The organism is Dyadobacter soli (assembly GCF_900101885.1).
GTDB lineage: Bacteria > Bacteroidota > Bacteroidia > Cytophagales > Spirosomataceae > Dyadobacter > Dyadobacter soli.
The window spans coordinates 451,815-475,859 of the sequence record NZ_FNAN01000003.1; the positions used below are offsets into that span (position 1 = coordinate 451,815).

18 protein-coding genes and 1 pseudogene are annotated in these 24,045 nt (G+C 51.6%); 5 read left to right on the forward strand and 14 right to left on the reverse strand.

What is annotated here, in order from left to right; all coding sequences use genetic code 11:
* Positions 1–85 precede the first annotated feature (85 nt).
* Positions 86–4,231 carry a hybrid sensor histidine kinase/response regulator transcription factor gene (locus BLQ88_RS06205; protein ID WP_176884916.1) on the reverse strand — a complete coding sequence of 1,382 codons (4,146 nt, stop codon included), beginning with the start codon at positions 4,229–4,231 and terminating at the stop codon, positions 86–88.
* Between the two features lie 379 nt (positions 4,232–4,610).
* Between BLQ88_RS06205 and BLQ88_RS06215 the strand changes: the two genes are divergently transcribed.
* A complete protein-coding gene (locus tag BLQ88_RS06215; protein WP_090147677.1) occupies positions 4,611–5,981 on the forward strand; it encodes a Gfo/Idh/MocA family protein in 1,371 nt (456 codons plus the stop codon).
* Positions 5,982–6,000: 19 nt separating this feature from the next.
* Positions 6,001–6,408: a hypothetical protein gene (locus tag BLQ88_RS06220; protein WP_090147679.1), complete on the forward strand. Its 408-nt coding sequence runs from the start codon at positions 6,001–6,003 to the stop codon at positions 6,406–6,408.
* Positions 6,409–6,496: 88 nt separating this feature from the next.
* Here the strand turns inward: BLQ88_RS06220 and BLQ88_RS06225 are convergent, their stop codons facing one another.
* The 8 genes and pseudogenes from BLQ88_RS06225 to BLQ88_RS06255 form a co-directional block, all read right to left on the reverse strand.
* A complete protein-coding gene (locus BLQ88_RS06225; RefSeq protein ID WP_090147680.1) occupies positions 6,497–8,083 on the reverse strand; it encodes a RagB/SusD family nutrient uptake outer membrane protein in 1,587 nt (528 codons plus the stop codon).
* Positions 8,084–8,093: 10 nt separating this feature from the next.
* Complete coding sequence (locus BLQ88_RS06230) at positions 8,094–11,588, reverse strand: SusC/RagA family TonB-linked outer membrane protein (RefSeq protein ID WP_176884918.1); 3,495 nt, start codon at positions 11,586–11,588, stop codon at positions 8,094–8,096.
* Positions 11,589–11,785: 197 nt separating this feature from the next.
* Positions 11,786–12,880: a FecR family protein gene (locus BLQ88_RS06235; RefSeq protein WP_090147683.1), complete on the reverse strand. Its 1,095-nt coding sequence runs from the start codon at positions 12,878–12,880 to the stop codon at positions 11,786–11,788.
* A gap of 84 nt (positions 12,881–12,964) precedes the next feature.
* Complete coding sequence (locus tag BLQ88_RS06240) at positions 12,965–13,570, reverse strand: RNA polymerase sigma factor (protein ID WP_090147684.1); 606 nt, start codon at positions 13,568–13,570, stop codon at positions 12,965–12,967.
* Between the two features lie 102 nt (positions 13,571–13,672).
* Positions 13,673–13,951, reverse strand: a pseudogene (locus BLQ88_RS06245) (DUF8189 domain-containing protein); the annotation flags it as partial.
* Positions 13,909–14,796: a hypothetical protein gene (locus BLQ88_RS37715; protein WP_090147687.1), complete on the reverse strand. Its 888-nt coding sequence runs from the start codon at positions 14,794–14,796 to the stop codon at positions 13,909–13,911. The pseudogene BLQ88_RS06245 and the gene BLQ88_RS37715, both read right to left, overlap by 43 nt.
* Before the next feature lie 133 nt (positions 14,797–14,929).
* A complete protein-coding gene (locus BLQ88_RS36695; RefSeq protein ID WP_176884919.1) occupies positions 14,930–15,073 on the reverse strand; it encodes a hypothetical protein in 144 nt (47 codons plus the stop codon).
* Between the two features lie 57 nt (positions 15,074–15,130).
* Complete coding sequence (locus BLQ88_RS06255) at positions 15,131–15,919, reverse strand: SDR family oxidoreductase (RefSeq protein ID WP_090147689.1); 789 nt, start codon at positions 15,917–15,919, stop codon at positions 15,131–15,133.
* Positions 15,920–16,047: 128 nt separating this feature from the next.
* Between BLQ88_RS06255 and BLQ88_RS06260 the strand changes: the two genes are divergently transcribed.
* Positions 16,048–16,401 carry a winged helix-turn-helix transcriptional regulator gene (locus tag BLQ88_RS06260; RefSeq protein WP_090147691.1) on the forward strand — a complete coding sequence of 118 codons (354 nt, stop codon included), beginning with the start codon at positions 16,048–16,050 and terminating at the stop codon, positions 16,399–16,401.
* A 190-nt stretch (positions 16,402–16,591) separates the two neighbouring features.
* On the opposite strand, the gene BLQ88_RS06265 is transcribed toward BLQ88_RS06260, so the two are convergent.
* The 3 genes from BLQ88_RS06265 to BLQ88_RS06275 form a co-directional block, all read right to left on the reverse strand.
* Positions 16,592–17,179: a Crp/Fnr family transcriptional regulator gene (locus BLQ88_RS06265; RefSeq protein WP_090147693.1), complete on the reverse strand. Its 588-nt coding sequence runs from the start codon at positions 17,177–17,179 to the stop codon at positions 16,592–16,594.
* Positions 17,180–17,319: 140 nt separating this feature from the next.
* Positions 17,320–18,132: an alpha/beta fold hydrolase gene (locus tag BLQ88_RS06270; protein ID WP_090147695.1), complete on the reverse strand. Its 813-nt coding sequence runs from the start codon at positions 18,130–18,132 to the stop codon at positions 17,320–17,322.
* Between the two features lie 28 nt (positions 18,133–18,160).
* Entirely contained in the window at positions 18,161–18,928 is a 768-nt protein-coding gene (locus tag BLQ88_RS06275; protein WP_090147696.1) for an alpha/beta fold hydrolase, read from the reverse strand.
* Positions 18,929–19,122: 194 nt separating this feature from the next.
* On the opposite strand from BLQ88_RS06275, the gene BLQ88_RS06280 reads away from it, so the two are divergent.
* Together BLQ88_RS06280 and BLQ88_RS06285 are read left to right on the forward strand one after the other, a co-directional pair.
* Positions 19,123–22,314 (forward strand): T9SS type A sorting domain-containing protein, encoded by a 3,192-nt coding sequence (locus tag BLQ88_RS06280; protein ID WP_090147698.1) that lies wholly within the window; start codon positions 19,123–19,125, stop codon positions 22,312–22,314.
* A 135-nt stretch (positions 22,315–22,449) separates the two neighbouring features.
* Positions 22,450–22,641, forward strand: coding sequence for a cold-shock protein (locus tag BLQ88_RS06285; RefSeq protein ID WP_090147700.1), 192 nt, complete (start codon positions 22,450–22,452; stop codon positions 22,639–22,641).
* Between the two features lie 54 nt (positions 22,642–22,695).
* Here the strand turns inward: BLQ88_RS06285 and BLQ88_RS06290 are convergent, their stop codons facing one another.
* Both BLQ88_RS06290 and BLQ88_RS06295 read right to left on the reverse strand, forming a co-directional pair.
* Positions 22,696–23,334: an NAD(P)H-binding protein gene (locus tag BLQ88_RS06290; protein WP_090147702.1), complete on the reverse strand. Its 639-nt coding sequence runs from the start codon at positions 23,332–23,334 to the stop codon at positions 22,696–22,698.
* Between the two features lie 9 nt (positions 23,335–23,343).
* Positions 23,344–23,934 (reverse strand): Crp/Fnr family transcriptional regulator, encoded by a 591-nt coding sequence (locus tag BLQ88_RS06295; RefSeq protein WP_090147703.1) that lies wholly within the window; start codon positions 23,932–23,934, stop codon positions 23,344–23,346.
* Positions 23,935–24,045 lie beyond the last annotated feature (111 nt).

Consider the following 24,045-nt stretch of genomic DNA (forward strand, 5'->3'; position numbering starts at 1 on the left):
AAAAAAATTTTAGCCCGCAAGCATCGCTAGGCAATGCTTGCATGGCATCATCAAATATAGCTTCGGTTTTAATAAATACGTTTGGTCAGGATGGATTGCGTTTCAAGGCTTGCATGAATTGCAGTGGTGACTTGCCATATTCCTTTTTGAACACGCGTGAAAAATTGGAACTGCTTTGCAAGCCGACACGCTCCACGACCTTATTCAATGGAATATCCTCATGGGTCATGATCTGGATGGCCTTTTTCAGCCGGAGAGTCCGGATGAAATCACCAACGGACTGGTCGGTAATGCCTTTGATCTTTTGATAGAGCTTCGTACGGCTCACGTACAGGTTTTTGCACAGGAAGTCGACGTCCAGCTCAGGGTCCTGCATATGATCCTCAATCAGTTTCAGCAACGTCTGGAAAAACGCCTTATCTTTTTCGGAATGGACCAGCTCGGTGGCCTGGGAAAGATAGTTGTTGGTGAATTTCTGTTGCAGCTTTTCCCTTTGCTCGAAGATATTATTGACTGTCAGTATGAGCAGGTCCACGCTGAGCGGTTTGGCAAAATAAAAATCCGCTCCCGACTCCATACCTTCGATCTTGCTGTCGAGGGCGTCTTTGGCCGACAGGATAATGAACGGAATGTGGCTGGTTTCAAAACGCTCCTTCACCTGCCTGCAAAGTTCGATACCGCTGATACCGGGCATCATGATGTCACTGATGATCAGATCGGGTATTTTGTCGGCCGCCAGCCTCATCGCAGCATCGCCGTCGGAGGCCTCATACACAAAATACTGTTTCTCCAATTTCTGTTTCAGGAACACCCGGAGTTCAGCATTGTCATCTACGAGCAAAATGTGCTTTTTGGCTGAGAAATTCGATTTTTGCTGCGCTGCCGCCGGATCGATGATGGGGAGTAGCGTCGTTTGATCAATCGTTTCAAGACGGATCTGGGGCTCAAACCGGGAGGGCGCACGCTCGGCCTCGGTCCAGTTCTGCTCGCCGAGGGGAATGCCTATGACAATTTCCGTGCCCTTATAATGCTCGCTGTACACATAAATATCGCCCTTGTGCAGCTGTGTAAGGCTTTTGACCAGTGCGAGGCCGACGCCGGAACCCATATGATCGCGGCTGATGCGGTAGTAACGCTCAAATATGCGGCTGATGGTGTCGCCGGAGATGCCGATCCCCGTATCTGCAATCCGGAAATAGAGGTACTTGTCGGCACGGTGCGTTTCGTGCAGCAGCTCAAAACCTTGTTGGAATGTGGGTTTAAACTTGTTGAAGTCCGTGAAAACTTCAAATGTAATTTCGCCGCCGGGCTCGGTGAACTTGAATGAATTGTTGAGCAGGTTCAATAGTATTTTTTCCAGTACCTGCACGTCAAAAAGCCCTGAAACCGGCCAGTAGGTGTTTTTTCGCGTATTGTCGATCAGGTTCAGGGTGATGTTTTTGCCAAAAGCAACGAGTTGAAATTCATCCACCAGCTGCTGGCAGAACTGGCTGACCGTCACCGGCGCCACTTGCAGCTTGATCAGGCTATCGGATACTTTCTTGAAATTCATCAACTCGCTGATCAGGTTGATGAGCCGTTTGGCATTCCGGTGCATAAGCTGGTAGGAATGATCCAGAACCGTATTGCTATTCTGGCTGATGAGCGCTTCTAGCGGGCCGAGGATCAGTGAAAGGGGCGTGCGGAATTCGTGAGATATATTGGTAAAAAACATAAGCTGCTGCTGGTAAAGGTCCTCCCGCTGCCGGTGGATCTCCTCGCGCTTCTGCTCGGCGATGGCGCGCACCTCCACCTCCCTTTTCAGCCGGTACCACCTCGCCTGGTAAATGTAAATGCCGGCCAATGCCGAGATGAACAGCAATGCGTACATTAGTTTGGCAAGATCGGACTTCCACCAGGGGGGCGTGATGGTGATCACCGTCGTAGCCTGGCGCTTGCTCCATGTACCATCGCTGTTGGTGGCTTCAACCACAAAATTGTATTGCCTGTAATCCAGGTTGCTGTAAACAGCGCCGGGATTTTTTCCATCCGTATAGTTCCAGTCCTGATCAAAGCCGATAAGCTTGTACCGGTATTTGCATTTGAGCGGATTCGCAAAATGCATCGCCGAAAAGGTGATTACAAAATTGTTTTGCAGGTGGTTAAGCCTCAGCTCATCCGCATACCCGACCGCATGCGCTATCCTACTGCCCGGATTTTGGGAGCCGCTGTATGAAGGCCTGCGGTTATTGATCAGGATGCCGGTCAGCACGGGAATTGCCTCAATGGCATTGGTGCGAATCTGCTCGGGATCGAAGTAATTAAGGCCGCTAATGCCGCCGAAGTACAGCGTCCCGTCCGTCGAAGCGAATGAAGACCTGATCTTGAAACTGTTGCCTTGCAACCCGTCCTCTTTGTCGTACCGCGTTATTTTGCCTGTGTTCGGATACAGACGCAGCAATCCGTCACCCGCCAGCCATATGCTGCCCTGGTTGTCGATTTCAATGCCTTCGACGTCATGGAATACCCCGTCTTTTTCTCCGAAGCGCGTGAAATGAAAGGAATTGTCACTTTTTCGTATGGTGAGCCGGTTCAACCCGCCGCCGATCGTGCCGATCCAGTAGGTACTGTCGTTTTGCCTGCGTATCACCGCGGTATAGTCCGAGCTGAGCGAATTCGACTTTTCAGATGCCCGGTAAAGATCCGTTTTCAGGATATTGCCCTGCGCGTCCACGGTAATGCGCTTCAAACCATGCCTGCTGCCTACGAGCAATTCCGCTTTCTGAGGGTCGGCCAGGATGAAATTCCCTTCCGGATATTCTTTCACCTGGTATCTTCCCGACGCGTCCTTCCATATCACCCCTAAATGTTCCAGGTTTCCAAACCAGGTGTTCCCAAAATAATCGGTCGCAAGCGTTACAACACCGTACCTGGGAAAGTTTTCATAGCCATTGGGTTTCCATAATGTCTTTTTATCCGGCCGTAAAATCTGTATGCCGCGCGCGGTGCCGATCCACAGATTTCGGTCGCGGTCAAAATTCAATGCGGTAACCGCGTTGCTGTTCAGGCTTGCAGATGCGCTTTTGGTGTCGTAACGGCTAATCACCCGGGCCGATCTCCGGTCATAAAGGTTCAATCCATGGGCATCGGTTCCGATCCAGAGGTCGTTCCCGTCCTCGATTATTGACCGTATATAGTTTCCCGTTATAGATTTTCCGTTTCCGGGCTCGTAGCGGATGGTGTAAAATCGCTTCTGGTTCAGGTCACAATAATTCAACCCTCCTCCCGCTGTACCCACCCAAAGGCAGTCCGAGCGGTCGATATAAATGCGGCTGATGGCATTCGCATTCAGGCCACGCGGATTTTCATTGGGGTCGATTTTTTGTACGAAACCAAAGTCGGCGTTGAGCCGGACGAGGGACGAACCTGTATTGAGCCAATAATCACCGGTAGTTCCGGCGGCGATTCCCCTGATTTCAACGCAATCCTGGCAGGTGAACTGCCTTTTTATCGCGGGGGACTTTCCGCTATCAATAAGGAAAACATGGTTGCCCGAAGCAACGAGCAGGTTGTTTTTCAGATCAAAGAAAATCGTTCTTACCTGATCCGGTAAGCCGGCCACCGGCATCCGGACCAGTTTTCGCTCACCATCCAGCCGCCAGATGCCCTTGTCGCTGGCGAAGTAGAGAATGCCGTTACGGTCGGCCTGCATATCGAAAAAGCGAACACCCGCCGGAACGGCAAATACCTGCTTTTCCAGAATGCTTCCCGAAACGCGGTACAGACTAATCTGATAATCAGCGTAAATGTACAGCAAGTCGGTATCCGTTTTGAAATGCTTCCAGGACACAGGACTCTTGCCGGTATTGCCAATGGTGTAGTCGGTATACTTTTCAACGGCAGGATCGAAAGACTGCAAACCGTCCTCGGTACTTAGCCAGATTGTTCCCTTTTTATCGGGATATAACCTGATAATCCGGTTCTTGAATGCATTGTGCAATGGAAGGTTGCTATTGTAAAACTTCCTTATCGAGTAACCGTCGTACCGGTCGAGCCCGAAGTTGGTGGCAACCCAAATATACCCTTTCCCGTCCTGCGCAACGTCATTTACATCCGTGTGCGACAGGCCTTCGTCGACGGTGAGATACTTGAACGAATAAGGGAAATTCTGACCGCGCGCAACCGGCGTCGAAGCCGCGAATGCAGCGGCGACCAACAGGAGAATAACCAGGCACGATTTAGAAAATGACAACAAAGCGCTTTTTGTTTTAGAAGTTTCGACGTGTGCGTCCTGCTGTATATTGAACCGATTCATATCCTATCGGCTATTGGTAGAATGCTATTTGGAACAAAAATAGTCAATGGCGCGACGTATCATACCGTTGAACCGGAAGTTGTACGACAGGGTAAAAAAAATGTACAAAATGCAAAGGTTTTGCATTTCCCGGAAAGTGGCCGATGGCGCGGCATGTAAATCGCGCCCTCATTTGTTCGAACCGGCGTGTGACGACAGAAATGCACGATGTGTCAAAAAAGTTGAATATTCAGGCAAGGTACCAGAAGAACGGATGATGGTTATTTGTGCTGTATTTGTTTTAAGCAAATTAATCACCGAATACTGATATCAAGCTGTGGATCTATTCAACATTAACAGGCGCCGCTTTCTGCATGGCGCCACCGCATCACTCGCACTTTCTACCTTGGGTGCCTATGGAATGGAGGTAATCCATCCGGCCAAGCCTTTCCGGGTTGCTTTAATCGGTACCGGCTGGTATGGTAAAAGCGATTTGTTCAGGCTGATGCAGGTCGCCCCGGTCGAAGTAGTCGCATTGTGCGACGTCGACAAAAACCAGCTCGCTGCCGCGGCAAAGCTCGTAGGTGCGCGTCAGAAATCCGGCAAAGCCCCAAAGCTTTATGGAGACTACCGCAAACTGCTTGCCGAAAACGAGCTGGACATCGTGCTGATCGGAACGCCCGACCACTGGCATGCATTGCAAATGATCGAGGCGGTGAAGGCCGGCGCGCACGTGTACGTGCAAAAGCCGATCAGCGTCGATGTAATGGAAGGGGAGGCCATGGTAGCCGCGGCACGCAAGTACAAAAAGGTGGTGCAAGTAGGCACCCAGCGAAAAAGCACGCCGCATTTGATCGAAGCCAAAAAGAATATTGTCGATACCGGGCTGCTAGGCAAGATATCGCATGTGGAAATGTGCTGCTACATTCACATGAGGGCTAATGGCAACCCGCCCGTGACTACCGTCCCCGATTTCCTCGATTACGAAATGTGGACCGGCCCTGCGCCGCTCAGGCCTTATGACGGACTGCCGCATTTGCGCTGGTGGCGGACTTTCAGCGAATACGGCAATGGCATAATGGGCGATATGTGCATTCACATGTTCGACACCGTCCGGTGGATGCTGGGCCTTGGCTGGCCGTCCAAGATAGCCTCTCAGGGTGGTATTTATGTGCAGAAAGAAGGCAAATCCAACATCACCGACACGCAATCGGCCGTTTTTGAATATCCTGGACTCAACTGCGTGTGGCAGCACCGGACGTGGGGAACGCCCAACAATCCCGATTACCCGTGGTCATTTACGCTTTACGGGGAGAAGGGGACGCTTTGGGCAAGTACCATGCGCTACGACTTCATTCCCGCCGAAAAGGAAGGCCAGAAAATCCGCAAAGACGTTATTTATGAACGGGAAAAGTATCCCGAAGACCTGACCGAAGCGAACATCGAGCTGAATGCCGCGCCCGCCACGCGCCTGCATATGCTCGACTTCCTGGCAGCCATCGAAAAAAGCAGCAGGCCGGTTGCCGACATCGAGCAAGGCCACATTTCCACTGCAAGCTGCCTGCTGGCCAACCTGGCTATGCAGCTCGGCAGACCGCTTGTCTACGACCCGGTGAAGCGCGAAGTGACCGGCGATCCGGAGGCCAGCAAACTCCTGGCCCGGGCTTACCGCTCGCCATGGGTTCATCCCGACATGTCCACCCTATAAAACCTTGTTAACACCAACTATGAAAACCCTTGACATCATACCGATTCTCGGCAAATCGCCCATCGGATATGCTAAAATTCGTTCGCAGCAGACATTCAGTAACTTGTCTCTTAAACGCCTGTATCTGTCCATTCGGGAGCATTCTCCCTGGAAAGGTACGCTCGTTTTGGATGTCACGAACAACTCGCGGTCAACAGATCCAAAGACATTGAGTGACTTTAAAGCATACCTGGAATCCAGGTACGCGCTGTCCGAGATCTCTATTGCTCACAAGCGGGCGTTTGTTCAGCTTTATGCGCGTTGGCTTTCGGAGCTGGGGCGCCAGCCGGACCGGCTCCGCGTGATCTTTGATAAGGAAATTGGTTTTGTTGAATATGATGTGAAGGTGGAAATGCAACGGGAAAAAATACTCATTCAGGTGCAGTAGCGCGCTGCCCAATGCGACCCGTGCAATCGGATAATGCCAAAGCGTGGAGCAGTACGCATTCTATCAACGCGTACTGCTCCAAATGCTGCTACTGATACCCCTGGTTCAAACTCTTTTCCACCACCGGCACCGGCCATACGAATGCCTGCGAGGTGTAAGGCGTGGTGCCAGATCCGCGGTCGCCGTTGCCGACGGCGGTTTTCAATGCGCGGAGGTAATCGATGCGGTCACCTTCGCAGAACATTTCGATCAGCCGTTCGTCGCTGATCATTTGCTCGGTAATATTGCCCTCAGTCGCCAGGCTGCCGGATGATTCGTAGGCCACGCCTGCCACGCGGGCGTCCCATGCGCGCTTGCGTACGATGTTCAGATCTGCGGCCGCCTGTTTTTTATCACCGGCCTTGAATGCGCAAATGGCGCGGGTGAGGTACATTTCGGCTAGCCTGATTTGGGGCACATTGGTATAGCCCGCGCCCGGACCGCGTGCGGCCTTGTCGGCCACGATGGTGCGCCAGGTAAGGTTTACGCGGGTTTCGTAAAAGCGGCCTGGTACGCGCTGGGCGGTAGGCACGTTGGCGGGCTCGCGTACGAAGCACAGCTGGCTGAAACGCTTGTCGCGTCTGGCGGCAATGCCGATCGTCGTGTCGGTTTTGGCATTCTGCATCCAGCCGATCCGTTTCAGCGTCTGGTAGTCCATGTGGGTAGCTGTCCAGGTGCATACCGTTTTCTGGAACATATTGGAAAAGCAGGTCGAATGCAGGTTTTGCTTGCCAAAGGTGATGTCGTAGCTGGGAATGTACATGATCGTTTCTTTGCCCCGTGCCAGCGTGCTTTTGTTGAATGCCTGGATCGGGTCTTCGCTCAGATCGTAATCGCCGCCGTTCTTATCGATCACAAAAGAAGCGAATTCGAGGGCTTTGGGATAGTTGCCCATCGCGAAATGCGCGCGCGACAACATGGCCGCCGCCGCAAATTTGTTGGCCCGCCCGGCCTGGTACGAGGCGTGCATTTTGCCTGTCACGAACCGCTCCGGCAATAGCTGCTGCGCCTTTTCGAAGTCTGCGAGAATCTGGTCCCAGATTTCCTGCACGGTACCCATTTTGGGATTGGAAGCATCCTGATAATCGGTGGCTTTCTTCACCCGCAACGGTATTTGCTTGGCGTCGTTGGGGCCGCCGGGCACGTAAGCGGTACAAAAGGTGGTCGCCAGCATATAGTAGGCAAACCCGCGGATGAAATACAGCTCGCCCACGATGCGGTCGAGGTTATATTGCTTGTCTTCGGCAGTCATATTGGGGAACGGGGTCCCGCCGGCGTCGTCTACAAACTGGATGGCGTCGTTGACGGACGAGATCGCGCTGTATGAGGTGTTGAAAATATCGTCCGTCCAGGCTTTGTTGGCCTCGGTGTCGCGGTACCAGCCCCAGGTGCCGTCACCGGGTGTTGCCCAGGCCACATCGTCGGCGATGGCATTTTTATACAAATACCAATAATTGTACACATTACCCCAATCCCCTTTTGAAAAGAGCCATGCGTACGGGCCTACAACCGCCCGGTCGAATTCACTGAGCTTCGTCCACGGGCTCTGGACGGGCCTTTCCAGATCGAAGAAATCGTCGTTTTTACATGCGCTAACCTGCATTATCAGCGCTGTGAGAAGTAATATCTTTTTCATAACCAATGATTTAGAATTTAATGGAGGCGCCCACGGTGGCGGAAAACAGCTGAGGCAAATCCCATTGATACACCGTCGACTGTCCCTCGGGGTCCCAGCCAGGGTACTGCGTGAAAGTGTAAAGGTTTTCCAGCGTCGCGTAAATGCGCAGGTTCTGGAACAATTTGCGCTGCTCCCGCCGTGGTACTGAGTAGCCGAGCGAGATGGATTTGATCTTTACAAAATCACCTTTGTACAAAAACTGGTCGGTGTAAATCCGCGGATCGCCCAGCCCTACAATGGAGCCGTCCTCCATCTTGACATTGCCTTTCCAGGTCAGGCGCTGGTATTTGGCCACGTCGCCCGGCTTGCGCCAGTAGTTGTCGTACACTTCCTGTAACTGCTCGCCATTGGAGTTTTGCACGACGATGTCGCGCATGAAAGTGTCGTAAATGTAGTTCCCGCCCGAAAAAGTTACCAGGAAGCTGAAATCGAACGCTTTGTAGTTGAAACGGTTGGTAATGCCGCCGTAGAATTTCGGGATGCCGTTTTTGCCTTTCAAATGAAACAGGTTGGCATTCACATTGGCGCTGTTGGCAGTGAGCAGGACTTCCTCGCCCTGCGCGCCTTTCAAACGACGGGTTTCGCCGGTTTGGGTGTAATACTCCTTATCCAGCGCGTAAATCTGCGAAATGCCAGTTTGCGGGTCTACGCCGGCGAAATCGGCCAGGTAGTAGTCGCGCACCGGGTAGCCCACTTTGGAAATAAACGGCAGCACGGCCATGCCCGTCCCGGATCTGTCGACCTGGGGCGTCAGTTTTTTTACCTCATTATGGTTAAATGCAAGGTTCAGGGAAGTCTGCCATTTCAGGTTCCGTGCTTTCAGGTTCGAAGAGGTAATATTCAGTTCCACACCGTTGTTGACCAGGTCCCCGATGTTTCCCCATATCGAACTGATCCCGGAGGAGGTCGGTAATGTGCTCGCGAGCAGCAGGTCTTTCACATATTTATTATAGTAAGCCAGCGAACCGTTAATGCGGTTGCCGAAAAAGCCGAAATCGATCCCCGCATCGAAATTGTTGGTCGTTTCCCACGACAGCGTCTTCACGCCGATGGAGGTCAGCAGGGTACCATTGGTAGCCAGCACATCCGAGCTGCCGTAGGCGTAACCGGTGGCATAGTTGGACACGTCCAGGTTTGCCGGAATGCCCGCATTGCCCGTCTGGCCGTAGCTGCCGCGGAGTTTAATGAAATGGTTTTTACCAAAATTACCCATAAAAGCCTCGTCGGATACGATCCAGCCTGCCGAGAATGCGAGGAAGGTGCCCCAGCGGTATTTGGAAGTAAATACCGACGAACCGTCGCGGCGTAGACTGATCCCGGCGAGGTATTTGTCCTTGAACTTGTAATTGGCCCGCCCGAAATAGGCCAGCAGGTAACGCTCCCCGTTCAGCCCCGAAAACATGGTGGTAAGGTTGGCCGGCGTGCCGAGTTGCGGATAAGTGCCCACCAGGTTCTGGCCTTCCATGCTGCGGTACCAAGACGTGGAGCGTTGCGATTCCGCACCACCGACGAGGTTCAAAGCGTGGTCGCCGAAGCTTTTGTCGTAGGTCAAGAAGAGGTTGTAGTTGATGTTTTTGGACGTGGAAGCATTGTCCTCCGCCATGGATCCATTGGAACGGATGGCGTCTGAAACCCAGAAATTGCGGTTGGCCTGCACAAAATCCATCGAAAGCTGCGTCCGGGCCGAGAGCCCTTCCAGGAACGGGAACCGGTATTCGGCATACACGTCGGTAAGCACGCGGTACATATCCAGCTGTTCCACCATGTTGGCCGGGTCGCTGCTCGCCCGCGGGTTACCTGTATAAGGATTGTAGAATAATGCGGGATTCTGCAAACTGTACACCGGCTCGAAAGGTACGGTGGTGGTATTGACAAAGCTGAAACCGCCATTGGTGCCGCTTTTGTTGCCATCCTCGCTGAATGAGCCGTTTTTGCCCCGGTTACCTTTCGACATCGAGAGGTTGATCTTCGTGCCGATGTCCAGGCGCGGCAATGGTTTCAGGTCAATGTTTGCCCGCACGCCGATCCGTTGAAGGTCCTCGTTGGTCATCACGCTTTTATCTTTCCGGTAATTGCCCGAAACGTAGTACTTGGTGATTTTGTCGCCGCCCGTTACCGACAGGTTTGCATTGTGAAAACTGCCTGTGCGGGTCACTTCCTTGCGCCAGTCGGTATTGATGGATTCGGCCTGCTGGCGGGTAAGGAATTCGGTGGCGAATGGTTTTGATGAGTAAAAGTCACTCATTTCAAACGGCCCGAGGCCATAAGCCTGCTTCGACTCGTCTTTCATCTGAAACCATCTTTTGGTATCTAAAAACTGCACTTTCTGGAAAGGCAGCTGCGAAATGCCCGTGCTGTAATCGAGGTTCAGCGAGGCCTTGCCTGTCGCGCCCGACTTGGTGGTCACCATGATCACGCCATTCGACCCCCTTGAACCGTAGATCGACGTAGCCGCAGCATCTTTTAATACCTGAATGGATTCGATATCCGACTGGTTGATGAGCGCCATCGGCGATTGCGCGGCCGAGCCATTGTTGCCGATCGTGACGTCGGTGAGAATGGGGACGCCGTCGATGATCCAGAGCGGGCTGGTACCGGCGCTGATGGAGCTGAGGCCGCGGATGGTAATGTTCACCGCCGCGCCAAGCCGCCCCGACGACGACTGCACGCTCACACCCGAAGCCTGGCCCTGCATTAGCGCGCTGAAATTGGTAGAGCCCGAGGAACTTTCCAGTACCTCCGATTTGATCGTCGAAATGCTGCCGATCACATCCTTCCGTTTCTGCGAACCGTAACCTACTACCACCACATCTTCCAATGATTTTTCATTGACTTTCAGTGAAATATCCAGCGTCCGGCGCGTGCCGACCACCTCCTCCTGCGAAATATATCCTACAAAAGAAAAGATCAGCACTGCCTGCTCATCCGGCACGTCGAGCTCGAATGCGCCGCTGGCATCGGAGGTCGTTCCTTTCTGGGTGCCTTTCAAAACAATGCTCACGCCGGGCAGCGGGCTGCCGCTATGGTCGGCCACTCTTCCACTGATTTTCAGGTCGGCGTCGATCATCGTTTCGCCCGGTTCAGCCGGCGGAGGTAACTTCTCCGCTCTGTCGAGCACGATCTGCCGCCCCGACACTTCCCAGGTGAGGTGCAGGGGGCGAAGGAGCTTGTCGAGCACCTCGGCCACGGTCGCGTTGGTGAGGTGCAGGCTCACGCGGCGCTCGCTGTCGATCACGCGCGAGCTGTACACGAATTTCACCCTCGAGCTTTTTTCGACCACCTGCAACGCATTACGGATCTTCTGGTCGACGATCTTCACCGTCACGGTCTGGCCGAGGATATCCTGCGCATCCGTGGTGCCGGCGGAGGCCAGTCCGCAGCAAATGGCGAGCATTAATAGCTGGTAAAAGGTCAGTTTCATAGTCGTCCACAACAGCTGTTGTAATCGTTCCTTTCTTTGCATACTTTCGTTTGTTAAAATTTGAGAAGTTTTGACATACTGATCCTGTTTCATCTGCCAGGATGATCGGGATCTTCCGGCCGGCAAAGCACCCACTTTGCCGGCTTTCTTTTTACGCATAGCTAATAGTTGGTCAGTGTCTCATTGGCATGGCTGTCAGGGTTGGAATAAATGGTTTGGGTAAAAAAGAGTCATTCTGCCTATTCGCAGCCTTTTCCGGACACTACGATCTTCCCGCCCACGGTTTCGTAGCTCGCGCGCACGGCCTTGCACAGCAGTTTCAGTTTCTCGTTGAGCGGCTCGCCCGTCAGTGATGCGGTAACGGGGCATTTGCCGATAACGGTAGTGTCGTATACGACGGTAATGCCATACGCTTTTTCCAGCTCCGCGAAAATTTCGCCTACCGGTCTTTCTTCGTATTCAAAGGTCATCACTGCCTCGTTCACAGGTGATACTGCTTCCTGCGTGGCGCTCGCACGCACAATGCGGTCGCCCGCGTAAATGGCTTGCTGGTTCGCCGACAGGAGCAAGCCTTTGAGCGAATGGCCGGATTGCGCGGCTTTTGCATCATCACCCGAGGCCTTGTATACCGAAACCAGCCCCGTTTTTACCGATACACGGATCTGCTCGTGCGGATAGGCATGCACATTGAAACTCGTGCCCAATACTTTGGTAATGATCTGGTTGGCATGGACAAAAAAGGGCTTCTCAGGATTGCGCGCTATCTCGAAAAAGGCCTCGCCCGTGAGATACACCTCGCGCGAAGCCTTGTCGAAGGCCGTAGGGTAGGAGAGCATGCTTCCTTTTTTGAGGATTACCGAACTGCCGTCGGGCAGGTTTACGAGGCGCACGGCTCTGGTCAGGTTTTTAACTTCGATCAGGTCGTATTTTTCCGCCGCGCGGGCTACCAGTTGGGGGTAAGATGCATCGGCCTGCCGGTTTTCACGCGTGATAAACCAGCCCGCGGCCAGCAACAATGCGCTGATGCAAGCGGCAGCGGCCCATTTCGGGAGGTAATGCCAGATGGGGCGACGCACAGGTTCCGCCCGGTCGATTTCATTAAAAACCGATTCCTTCAATGCATCCAGTTCCGCTTCGGTAATGTGGGGTTCGGGCAAATTTTGCGTGATGAGCGCGAGCTGGCGGGCGGCCTCCACGGCCGGGCGTTTGAAAGGGTACGTTTCCAGCCAGTTTTGCCAGAAAGTTTCCGCCGCTATATCCGTCGATTTGACCCAGTGAATGAAGAAGTCGTCACTGGCAAAATCCTCCGGTTCGTAAGTCAAATAGTCGCTCATCTGTATTTAAACGGGAAATATTTGCCCTTTTAAAATACAGATGAGCGGGGTAGGGTTTTACTACCAAAGAAAAATGCAGTTTTTCTAAAATATTTTTTCAAACAACACCTGGCAGAACAGGAAGCCCAGGACGAGGTGTTTACGAAGTTTGTTCAATGCATTCTGGAGCGTGTTGGAAACGGTCTGTTCCCGGAGTTCCAACAGGGCGGCAATTTCCCTGATTTTAAGGTCTGAAAAGTATTTAAGGGAAATCACCTCGCGCTCCCGGTCGGAAAGGACGCTAAGTGATTGGAGCAGCCGGTGACTCCGCTGGCTTTCGGTTTCGCTCACGACCCATTCCGCTTCGGGCGAGGGCTGTGCCTCGGCGAGGTTCTCCCATTCATCGGTGCCGGTCGGGCGGGTGGCGGCCATTTGTTTGAGCAATGCACGCCGCAGACTTTTATACAGGTAAAATTTCACCCGAACCTCCGGCGCAAGGCTGGCGCGATACAGCCAGAGGTTCACAAATACATCCTGGATGGCATCCCTGGCCATTGTTTTATCCCCGCAAATACGGTAACCATACACCAGCAGCTGCCGCGCATAGGCGTCGAACAGGGCGCCCAGCGCATTCCTGTCGCCCCCGATAAGGGCTGTCCAGCGCTGCCGGTCTTCGTTGGCCTCCTCGGTGTCGTACGGATATCCCTGCATGCAAATTGCCCATCCTGATTTTTGGTATTTTAATAAGACAAAAATGCAGGATTCTACCGGTCAGGGGTGCGTGCTGTAATAAATGTATGACTTGGTCAGCCATCATTTCCAGGATTTATGATATACGCTTCCATCCGTTCCCCTGGCATAAATGGACCGGTGGGACGGGCCCGCCGAAACCGCAACGGGAGAGGAAGCCAGTTTGAAACCCGGGTCAACCTGCTGCCAGTCACTCCATCCGTTGTCCCAGTATTTTTGCCATAATGTATCATCCATTCCTCTGACATACAGGTCGGTGACGTTGGAGCCGGGGATGGCCACCGCGGCAATGTCTCCTTTTATATTGCCGCCCAAATTTTCCCAGGGATGCCATACACCGTCCCAGTATTTATGGTAAACGGCCCCGTCTTTTCCTCTTGCATAAACAGCCCGGTGGGAAGGATTAGCGGATACTCATTGGTGCCCGGCACGCATACGGCGCCGATGTCGCCTTTCACTTGTCCGCCGAGATTTTCCCAGGCATGCCATTTGGGACTGGGGGTAAATAATGGGAGTTGGGAGGTGCCTAGCCTTGCGTGTGCAGCCCTTAACACCGAAAGCATGGCCACATGCGGCAGGCTGGAAGCATAGTCGCTTCCGCTTTCGTGGTCCGGGGTTTTGGGATGTGTAAAACCCTCAAAGTGGACGATCTCATGCAGGATAACGGCGGCTGTGAAATAGGCGAGCTGTGTGACACCACTGGCATTCTGAGGCAACGGGCCATTCGCCAGGAAAGATCCTTGCCCGCTTGTCGCGTCGGCGACAATATTGTAAAAGTGAACATCGATATGGTCGCCTCCGACATCCGCTTCGGCGTATTTGGTTCTTTTCGAATCTTCCTTGTCCGGTCCCTGAAAACGCAGGCGGCCCTGGAACAGATCCAGGATGGGGGATAGGATGGAATCGCTGTTGTCTTCAAATTTGAAAAGTCCGTTACGCAGGTATTTGATCTGATCTCCTTCATCGAACCCGTTTCGTCTGCCATTTTCAGCCACTACCTGCTTGGAATGTTCGTAAACTTCACCCGTATAAAGCATGCCCGGGTTTCCTTTTTCATCCAGAAACACCGCCCGCATGCCCTCATACATGATATTGGTAAAGGATACGCCCGCAAATTTAGTTTTGTCCATCCAGTGCCGGCAACCCTCGGTACGATACCAGTTTGCCCATTTCAATTTTTCCGACATGCTCTTAGGAAGTTAAGAAAGGTGATTGATCAGTTGACTTGTGATCAAAACTAAGAGCATATGCACCGGGCACAGGGAAATAATCGCCGAACGGCGGCTCAAAATCGCTGAATGTAACGGGTGGAAGCCGCCTCTATCGCCCGATTTCGGCCCGGCCTGTATAGGAATGCCCTTCATCGGCGACGGTGGCTTTTTCCGAGAAGTATTGTGCAAATGCAATGCTGTTTTGCGTGTTTTGGGCCTCCACAAGGCCTTCGATGTTTGCTGGAAGTTGCATAGTTGTTGTGTTTTGAATTTTATTAAGATGCTTTAATAGAATCACTTACGGATTTTTCTAAATGGTCGGAATCGTGCCGCCGTCGATCACGTATTCCGTCCCGGTCAGGTAGGCGGCGCGGGGCGAAGCGAGGAATCCGACGAGCTCGGCCACTTCTTCCGGCCAGGCGGGCCTGCCGAATGGAATGCCGCCCAATGCATTCATGACGCTGTGGGTAGCCTGCTCAATGGTGCCTCCCGAACTGTCGGCGATCCGCTCGATCATCCTGCCCGACGCACTGGTCATAATCCAGCCGGGCGATACGGTAAGTACCCGCACGCCTTTCGGCGACACCTCGTTCGACAGGCTTTTGCTGTAATTGACCAGGCCGGCTTTGGCCGCAGCGTAGGGAAGGGTGGAGTCGTAAAGCGGCAACCTGGCTTGAATGGACGCGATGTGGATGATCACGCCTTCGCCGCGGCCGACCATGCCGGGCAAAAAGCCGCGGTCGAGCCGAACGGGCGCCAGCAGGTTGGTTTGAATAGTTGCTTCCCAATCATGATCCGACAGGACCGTAAATCCACCGCCAGGCGTTTCCGAGCTGCCCATGTTGTTGATCAGAATGTCGAGATGCCCATATTCGGCGAGTATTTCTTCGACTACTTTCTGTGTCCCTTCCGGCCTGCTCAGATCGGCGGCGATAAAATGAATGTGACCGGGTTGATCTTCCGGCTTGTTTCTGGCGGTGACGATCACCGTCGCGCCGGCCTTTGACAGGCGGTCCGCGATGGCTTTGCCTGTGCCTTTGGTGCCTCCGGTTACCAGCGCGATTTTGCCTGAGAGCTCGTTTTCGAAATTGAAGTCCATTACGTTTTTTGTTTGTGTAGGACAAATTTCGGGCGTATGCCGGGCGCTGACAAGTACGGATTTACGATTCGGATAGGGATAAATTTATCCCTATTGAACCGCGCCAGCCATGTAACTATATTTGCATTATGTACGAAAGAAAGACAACGCCCAACCTGAATTGCGGGCTCGACCTGATTGGCGAAGTGCTGTACGGCAAATGGAAAATGCGGCTGCTGTGGTTTATCAACGAAGGCTTCCAGCGCCCCAGCGAGCTGCAACGGAAGATTCCAGATGCATCCCGCCGGGTGCTCAATGTGCAGTTGAAAGAACTGGAAAACCACGAGCTCGTCGGTAAGGTGATCTACCCCGTCGTGCCGCCCAAAGTCGAATATTTTCTCACTGACTTCGGCAAATCGCTCATCCCCGTCATCGGCGCCGTAGGCCAGTGGGGCGACCAGCACGACGAACGGTTGCGGGCGCTTATTTTAAAGAATATGTAAGCACAATAGTGCGTATATTGAATTATTTCTACAAAAAATCTAATTATATCTACGCGCCATCGTACATGATTAGCATTCTTTTTGTTCAATATATGCTTTGCACAAATCGTGCGAAACGTTGAGTACAATGCAACACCTGCTGGGTATCCCGACAGGTGTTGTTGTGTAAATGGGAGTTTGTAATGCGTCGTCAAATCTTTCTCCTCGAAAACTCGCGCCGGATTCGGCTCAGGGACGTGTCGGTAACGTTTAGGTAAGAGGCGATTTGTTTTAACTGGGCATGCTGGAATATCTCTTTGCCGGACGTGATAAGCTTTTCATACCTGGCCTCGCCGCTGAGGTTTATCAGTTCCAGGGCCCGCTTTTTAAACAGCACATATTCCTTGGCCAGCATGGCTACACCATATGCCCTGAATTCGGGTACATCGTGCATCAGGACGTTTAATTGATCATAAGTGATAGAATAACCGGTACAATCCGTCACGGCTTGTATACTTTCTGTGGACTTTGTTTTCAAATAAAAAGAGGATACTTCAAACACGACACTGTCGCGCTGGTAGAAGTTTGTCGTAATCTCGTTTCCCTCGATGTCGAATGTAAAAGCGCGCATGAAGCCCGTCTGTAAAAAGAAGTAACGATCATTTATCGCTCCCTCTCTGAGGAAGAATTCGTCCTTCGCAAAATGGAGTTCTTCAAAATATTCAACCACCTGATCCATCGTTCTTTCGGGGAACGGCAGATTTCTCAGAATATAGTTTTTAAGTCCTTGCTTATCCATGTGTTTGGCCGGAAGTAGCCCCGGGGATATTTCTCCTGGGCGTGTATTTTGTTGCTTGGTGGAGATGTCTTAATTTATTATAAATGTATCTGCTTCCCCGGTGAAATCCCTACTGTACGGGACAGGCCGCTGTACTTTGATCACTTTATGCCAATTAACAGAGCTGTCAGCAAATCGGGCTTGGACAGGAATGGGCTATGCCCCGAATTGATCTCATAGACAGTTTTAACACCATTTGCCATAATCATGCTGTTCTGTAAGGACGGAGAGATAACATGATCCTGCAATGTCTTGATATAAACCTTTTCGACCGAGCCGAAATTTTTGTCCGTTAGTGTGACCGGATTTATAAACGGAATGAGCGGCTCCGTGCGATAATTTTTGAGTACCAGATTTTGAATTTCGGGGGTGCCGTCCTGGATAAAAAGGTCAACGATCCGGTCCTGCTTTACATCTACCGTCACGCCGTCCTTGTTGAAGATAAGGGTGCCGTCGGCACCGAGTTGTGAATCGGCGTCGGTGTGGGCCAATTGATCCAACGTTTGGCCGGAGGCAGGTAAATACGCAGCTATGTAAACGAGCTTTTCAATTTTTCCCGGTACCGATTCCGCTACCGAAGAAATGATCATTCCGCCAAGGCTATGTCCTGCCAAAATCACTTTGCCATCCATTGCCGAAAGCGCTGCTATCACCTTCTCTTTGTAGGTATCCAGCGTGATTTTTTCAGGAGGTGTCTGGTCGTTTCCATGGCCCGGCAATTCTACAATAACGACTTTATTACCTTGACTTTCAAGTCCGCTTTTCACCGATTCCCAGGCATAGGGCGCCTGCCACGCCCCATGTACGAGCACGTATTGTTTGGCTTGGATCGGCTGAGCGCTGTGGTCGGTACAGGAAGTCAGAAGAAACGTATATATGACGACTATGAATTGGATTAATTTTAGATTTTTCATGATTGGTATTGGGTTGGCCTGGTTGATTTTACAGCGCTTCGAAAGATATGATTGCCGACAACACCGGAGAATGCCCGATGAACGGCGTGTGACTTGACGGCAGCGTATACGTCCTGATGATACCGGCATTTTTAACCATCCGTTGTTGGAGGGAATGGCTTACGGCACGGTCATTTTCTGTGTAGATATAGATCTCGTTGATATTGACCGGACCGGTGATATTGACCGGGGTTGCAAGTGGTGCCAATGGTTCCGGTCTGAGGTTTTCGGTCACGTAAGCCGCTACGGGTTCCGGGGCATCGGCCATAAAGATTTCCGGGATTGCCTCCTTTACTATTCCCACAATCCCGGCCGCTTCGTCGACGATGAGATTTTTGCTAATCAGGCTTTGCGCGTCAGTTTGGGCAATGGATAGCAGGCTGTCGCCGTTTTGAGGCACAAAGGCTGCGACATAAATAATTTTTTTGATCTGGGGGGCGATTAATTCCGCTACCGCTCTCACGACGATACCGCCGAAGCTGTGGCATACGAAAATGAGGTCCTTTTCGGCACCGACCGATTTCAAAACCTCGTATATATACAGTTGCAAGCTGGTGGCCGAAGCAGGCGTGTCATCGCTTCCGTGCCCGGGCAGATTCATCGCGATAACTTTATTTCCCGCTGCGCGGAAATGTTCAGCGGTAGCCAGCCAGTCGTTTGCCGACGACCAGGCTCCGTGGACAATTACGATCGTGCTACTGTCTTCAAAATGCAATGCGCCCTGGTTCTTTTCTGATGGATTACCTTCGTTTTGCATATGTTCTGGTTTAGTACTATGCAAAGGAAGGGCGAATAAAACGGGCAACACTTGTCTTGTGACAAGTAATGAATTGCTTTAACGAGAGAAAATATAGCCGTTGTTGATTCTTTAATGTTCGGAGGTAATTAGATTTGATCGGGCGCAGCCTTAGTATCTTAGAGATACAACTACTAATCAACACACTCACTGCCATGTTTACAAAGAACTACCTGCCCAAGGTTTTAACGATTTTGATGGTTATGACCTGTTTCGTCTTAAAGGCGCAGCCCAAAGACATTCCCGGACCTGCCGGCAGTATCGGCTTCGGTGCAAACATCACCGTACTCACTAATGGGAACTATGTAGTTACAAGCCCTAGCTATTCTGAGGGACAGACTTACGAGCTGGGTGCGGTGTACCTGATGAATGGTAAAACCCATGAACAAATCAGCATGTTGAAGGGAGTCCGCGCTCAGGACAGAATCGGCGATGAAATTTATGCGCTGCCCAACGGTAATTTTGTCGTCGTAAGCCACGCTATGAAGAACGCAAGTGGGAGAGTTATTGGCGCGGTAACATGGGGCAGCGGAACCACTGGCGTGTCCGGTCAGGTAACCGTGGCCAACTCGATTATTGGGACCAATGAAAATCAGCTCGCGCAGTTGAAGTGTATTACTGTGTTGCCGAGTGGGAATTTCGTCATCGCATGGCCCGGATGGCATAATGGTGCCGTCCAATTCGCGGGGGCCGCGACGTGGGTTAACGGAGACATGGGAATTTCCGGGACAGTTTCGGATCAGAACTCGCTGGTGGGGACCACTATCAATGCATCTATATCGAAATTGGGCATTACGGTGCTTACGAATGGCAACTACGTGGTAGGCTCCCCGGGATGGGCTACGTGGGCCGATCAGAATTCGGGCGTCACAGGGGCTGCTACAACTTCCAATTCTTTAAGTTCTGGCGGGATCGTCACGGCATTGCGCAATGGAAACTATGTCGTAGCCAGTCCGAATTGGGACAATGGGGGTGTGACCAGGGTTGGAGCGGTGACCTGGGCAAACGGCGCAACCGGCCTCACTGGTAACGTTTCAGCAGCCAATTCAATCATTGGCTCCAAAGCCAATGACCAGGTCGGCTTAGGCTCCGCAGTTGCATTAAGTAATGGCAACTACGTGTTTGCAAGCCCGAACTGGGATGATGATGTGATTGTCAATGCGGGCGCTGTGACATGGGTAGGCGGAGCAGCTGCATCCACGGGAGTTGTTTCCCGCGCCAATTCACTCTACGGAACGCATGTCGACGATCAGGTGGGCTATTTTCCTCCGATTGGATTGACGAACGGCAATTACGTGACAGCCGCACCATTCTGGGATCATAATGCGGTCCAGAATGTTGGCGCAGTTACCTGGGGAAAAGGAGCGACAGGCACATTCGGCCCGGTCAGTGAATCTAATTCATTGTATGGTACTGTAATGGACGATCGAATCGGGAATAGTTTAGTGCCTCTTGGCAACGGCCATTATGTAGTGGGTTCGCCAGGCTGCTCGGTTAATGGAGTCTCACATTCAGGCGCAGTTACGTGGGGTAACGGTACCTCTGGCATTACGGGCCCGATTTCCGCCTCCAATTCCTTGTACGGGGGCTCGCCCGGCGATCAGATCGGTTATGATAGTGGTTACGGAGAGATCGTGCCCTTAACGAACGGGAACTATGTCGTAAGTTCGCTTTCATGGCATGGGAGTTCAGGTTCCGTAGGTGCGTTGACGTGGGGAAATGGCACAGCCGGAACATCGGGCGTCATCAGCAGCAGCAATTCATTAATTAATCTTACCAATTATTATATTGAAACGGTGCATAGCAAGGTCACTCCCCTGACTAATGGAAACTTCGTGTTTGCTACACAATGGTGGACTGATAACGATCCGGTGAATCCACATTTCGGGGCCATCGTGTGGGGAAATGGCAATGGTGGGCTGACGGGGACTCTGAATGCTTCAAATGCCCTGCTTATTCCTAATAACAATCAGCCTGTTTATTTACCTGGTATCACTATCACAGCTTTGCCCGATGGAAATTATGTTGCGTCAAATGTTCTTTACTATCCGCCGGCGGCAAGCTTTCTCGGAGGAGCTGCCACATGGCTGAATGGATTTGTCGAAACGATCGGTGAAATCAACGAATGCAATAGCATTATCTCAGAGAGTGTGAGCTTTTTTTATCCTAATACCACGGCCTACAATCCGGTGTTTGACTACCATATTTACGGTCGTCCGAATGAAAATTTGCTCACGATTTTTTCTCCCAGCTCCAAACCGCTCGGTGGCAATGGAGCTAGCGGTCAAACCGAAATCGCAGGCGATTCGCAGACTCCCCTTTTCACCACCGACGACTGCCAGGTTATCGCCTCCCTGCGACCTGCGGGAGGAAGTCCGGTCAATGGCGAAGTCAATGCGAAAGTGTGGGTTGAAAGTACAGTGCCTTCTTATAAGTCCATCCCTTTCGCCGCCCGCCATTATGAGATTACCCCCACGAGCAATGCCGATGCCGCGACTGGTGAGGTGACGCTGTTTTTCTCCCAATCGGATTTCAACAATTTCAACGCGGCTCCGGGTAGCAACCCTAAAATGCCGACCGGTCCTGCCGATGCGGGTGGCATTTCCGCGCTCAGGATCAGTAAGTATCCTGGAACGAGTGGTGACGGGACAGGGCTTCCGGGGAGTTATAGCAAGGGTGTGACAATGATCGATCCGGACGATAACGATATTATCTGGAATGCGGATTTTCAGCGCTGGGAGGTAACTTTTTCGACGACAGGTTTTAGTGGGTTTGTTTTACATACTTACGATGGTGCACTTCCCGTCAGGTTGGTAACCTTTACCGGCCAGCGCGTGGAAAAAGATGTGGAGCTGCAATGGAGTATTGCCGACGCTTCAAATTTCAGCCATTTTGAGGTGGAACGGAGCACAGATGCCAGGCAGTTTGATATGATTGGAAAAATCACTTTCGACAATGTAAAATCGCAATACAGCTTTACGGATACGAATGCATTCAGTAAATCGGAAAGCTGGTACTACCGATTGAAAATGCTGGATATCGATGGAAGTTATGCTTACAGCAAAACGCTAAGTATGAATGGGGAAAATGGTTTTTCCAGCCGACGTTATGCCTATCCTGTTCCTATGGAGAACCGTTTGGACATTATGATGGGAGGACATTCAGATCAAACCGTGACAGCTATCATCTCGAATTCATCCGGCCAGGTGCTTGAAAGAAGGGCCGCCCGGATTTCAGCCGGCAGAGTTTCGCTGGACTTGTCGAATCTGCGAATGCCGGCAGGTATTTATCTGATTAGTATTCAGGCGGCTGGAAAAACAGAACAATTCAGGATTGTACGGAAATGATGCCCTGGGGCCTTTCGAAGGCGGGGGAAGGGAGCCAATTTTGGTTGAAAGTCAAATAATATTCTAAAAGTTTCTGAAACGATTTTTACTCTCAAAATTTTATTTTATTTTTGTTGAATATTTTAAAATAATGTTATGAATAAAGGAACGGTTAAATTTTTTAATGAAACCAAAGGGTTTGGATTCATTGCTCCGGAAAATGGCGGAGCCGACATTTTTGTACACACTACTGGTCTTATTGATGATATTCGTGAGAATGACAGTGTGTCTTATGAAGTAGAAGAAGGAAGAAAAGGCCTGAACGCAGTTAATGTAACTGTTATCTAAGCAGCCAGATCATACCAAGCAACTAAATCCTCCCGATGTGGAGGATTTTTTGTTTTAATAGCTAAATATTTCATCCAGGCTAACGACGCTGACCTGCTTTTCCCCGGTTTTGGGTGCTTTTGCTAATTTTTCGGCAAGTAATTCGGTCGGCATTGGGCGAAACTTTTTGAACAATCCTAAACCGTTTAAAAAATTGAGCGTGGTCGCACTGGCCCGTTCGCCAAACCGGTCGGAGTTTTTGCGGAGCAGCAGCCCGGGCTTGAAAATCACCAGTTTTTTGAATGCCAGCGCAGTTATGCGCTCTTCCAATTTGCCTTTGAGCATCGAATAAAAGACATTGCTGTCGGGCGAAGCGCCATATGCGGATAACAGCACCATCTGGGGCACGCCGTTCCGGCGGGCTGTCTGGGCAAATTCCAGCGGGATTTCGTAATCGATGTGCCATTGATTTTCCTTCGACCCGGCTGCTTTGAGCGTCGTTCCCAGGCATGAAAACAGGACATCCCCGTGAATTTGGCCTGAAACTTCTTTCAGATTGTCGAAATCGGTGACCACCTCAGTGAGTTTAGGGTCGGTGATACCGGTAGGGCGGCGTACAAAAATCGCCACTTCGAGGTAATCGGGATCGTTCAGAACTATATCCAGCAGGTTCTTGCCGGAGGCACCCGTAGCGCCGATAATGATTGCTTTCATGTCAAAGAGCTATTGATGTGCTAATTTCTGGCGGATGCGGGTGAGCGTCTGGCGTTCAATACCGAGGTAGCTGCAAAGGTGGGAGAGGGATACCCGGTTGAAAAGGCCCGGATGCTTTTCGATGAATGTAAGATAGCGCGCTTCGGCCGTTTGAAAGATGAAGCTTTCGATACGCGCCTGCTGGCGTTTTAAAATTTCTTCGGCCACCAGTCTGCCATACCGCTCAAAGCCGGTCGATTGCCCGTACACCCATTGCAGGTTTTCGTACGAGAGGCAAGCCATGACGGTCGGTTCCAGGCACTGGATCGTGTAGTTGCTGGGGTTGCGAGTCAGAAAAGAGTGGTAATGCGTCGCGTAATCGCCCACCTGATAGAACCCGACGGTCGTCTCATCCCCGGCAGGATCAACGTAATAGGAACGGACGAGCCCTTCCGCAATGAATCCGATTGCCTTCTGGACGTTGCCCGCCTCGATGAAGAATTCTTTTTTTTGAAGCATTTGAAACGAAAGTTTCGAAACGAACAATGCCAGTTCGTGATCCGTTAGCGCAGGACAGAAGTGCTTCAAGGAAGCGAGATATTGCTGCTTGGCTGATTCCATGACAATGCCGTGTTTGAGCACAAATTAAACCATAAATCGATCGGCTCCAAGTTTTCAAAACTGCATGCCTGACGGCGTTATGGAAGATTGATCAGGCACGGGTTGCTACCA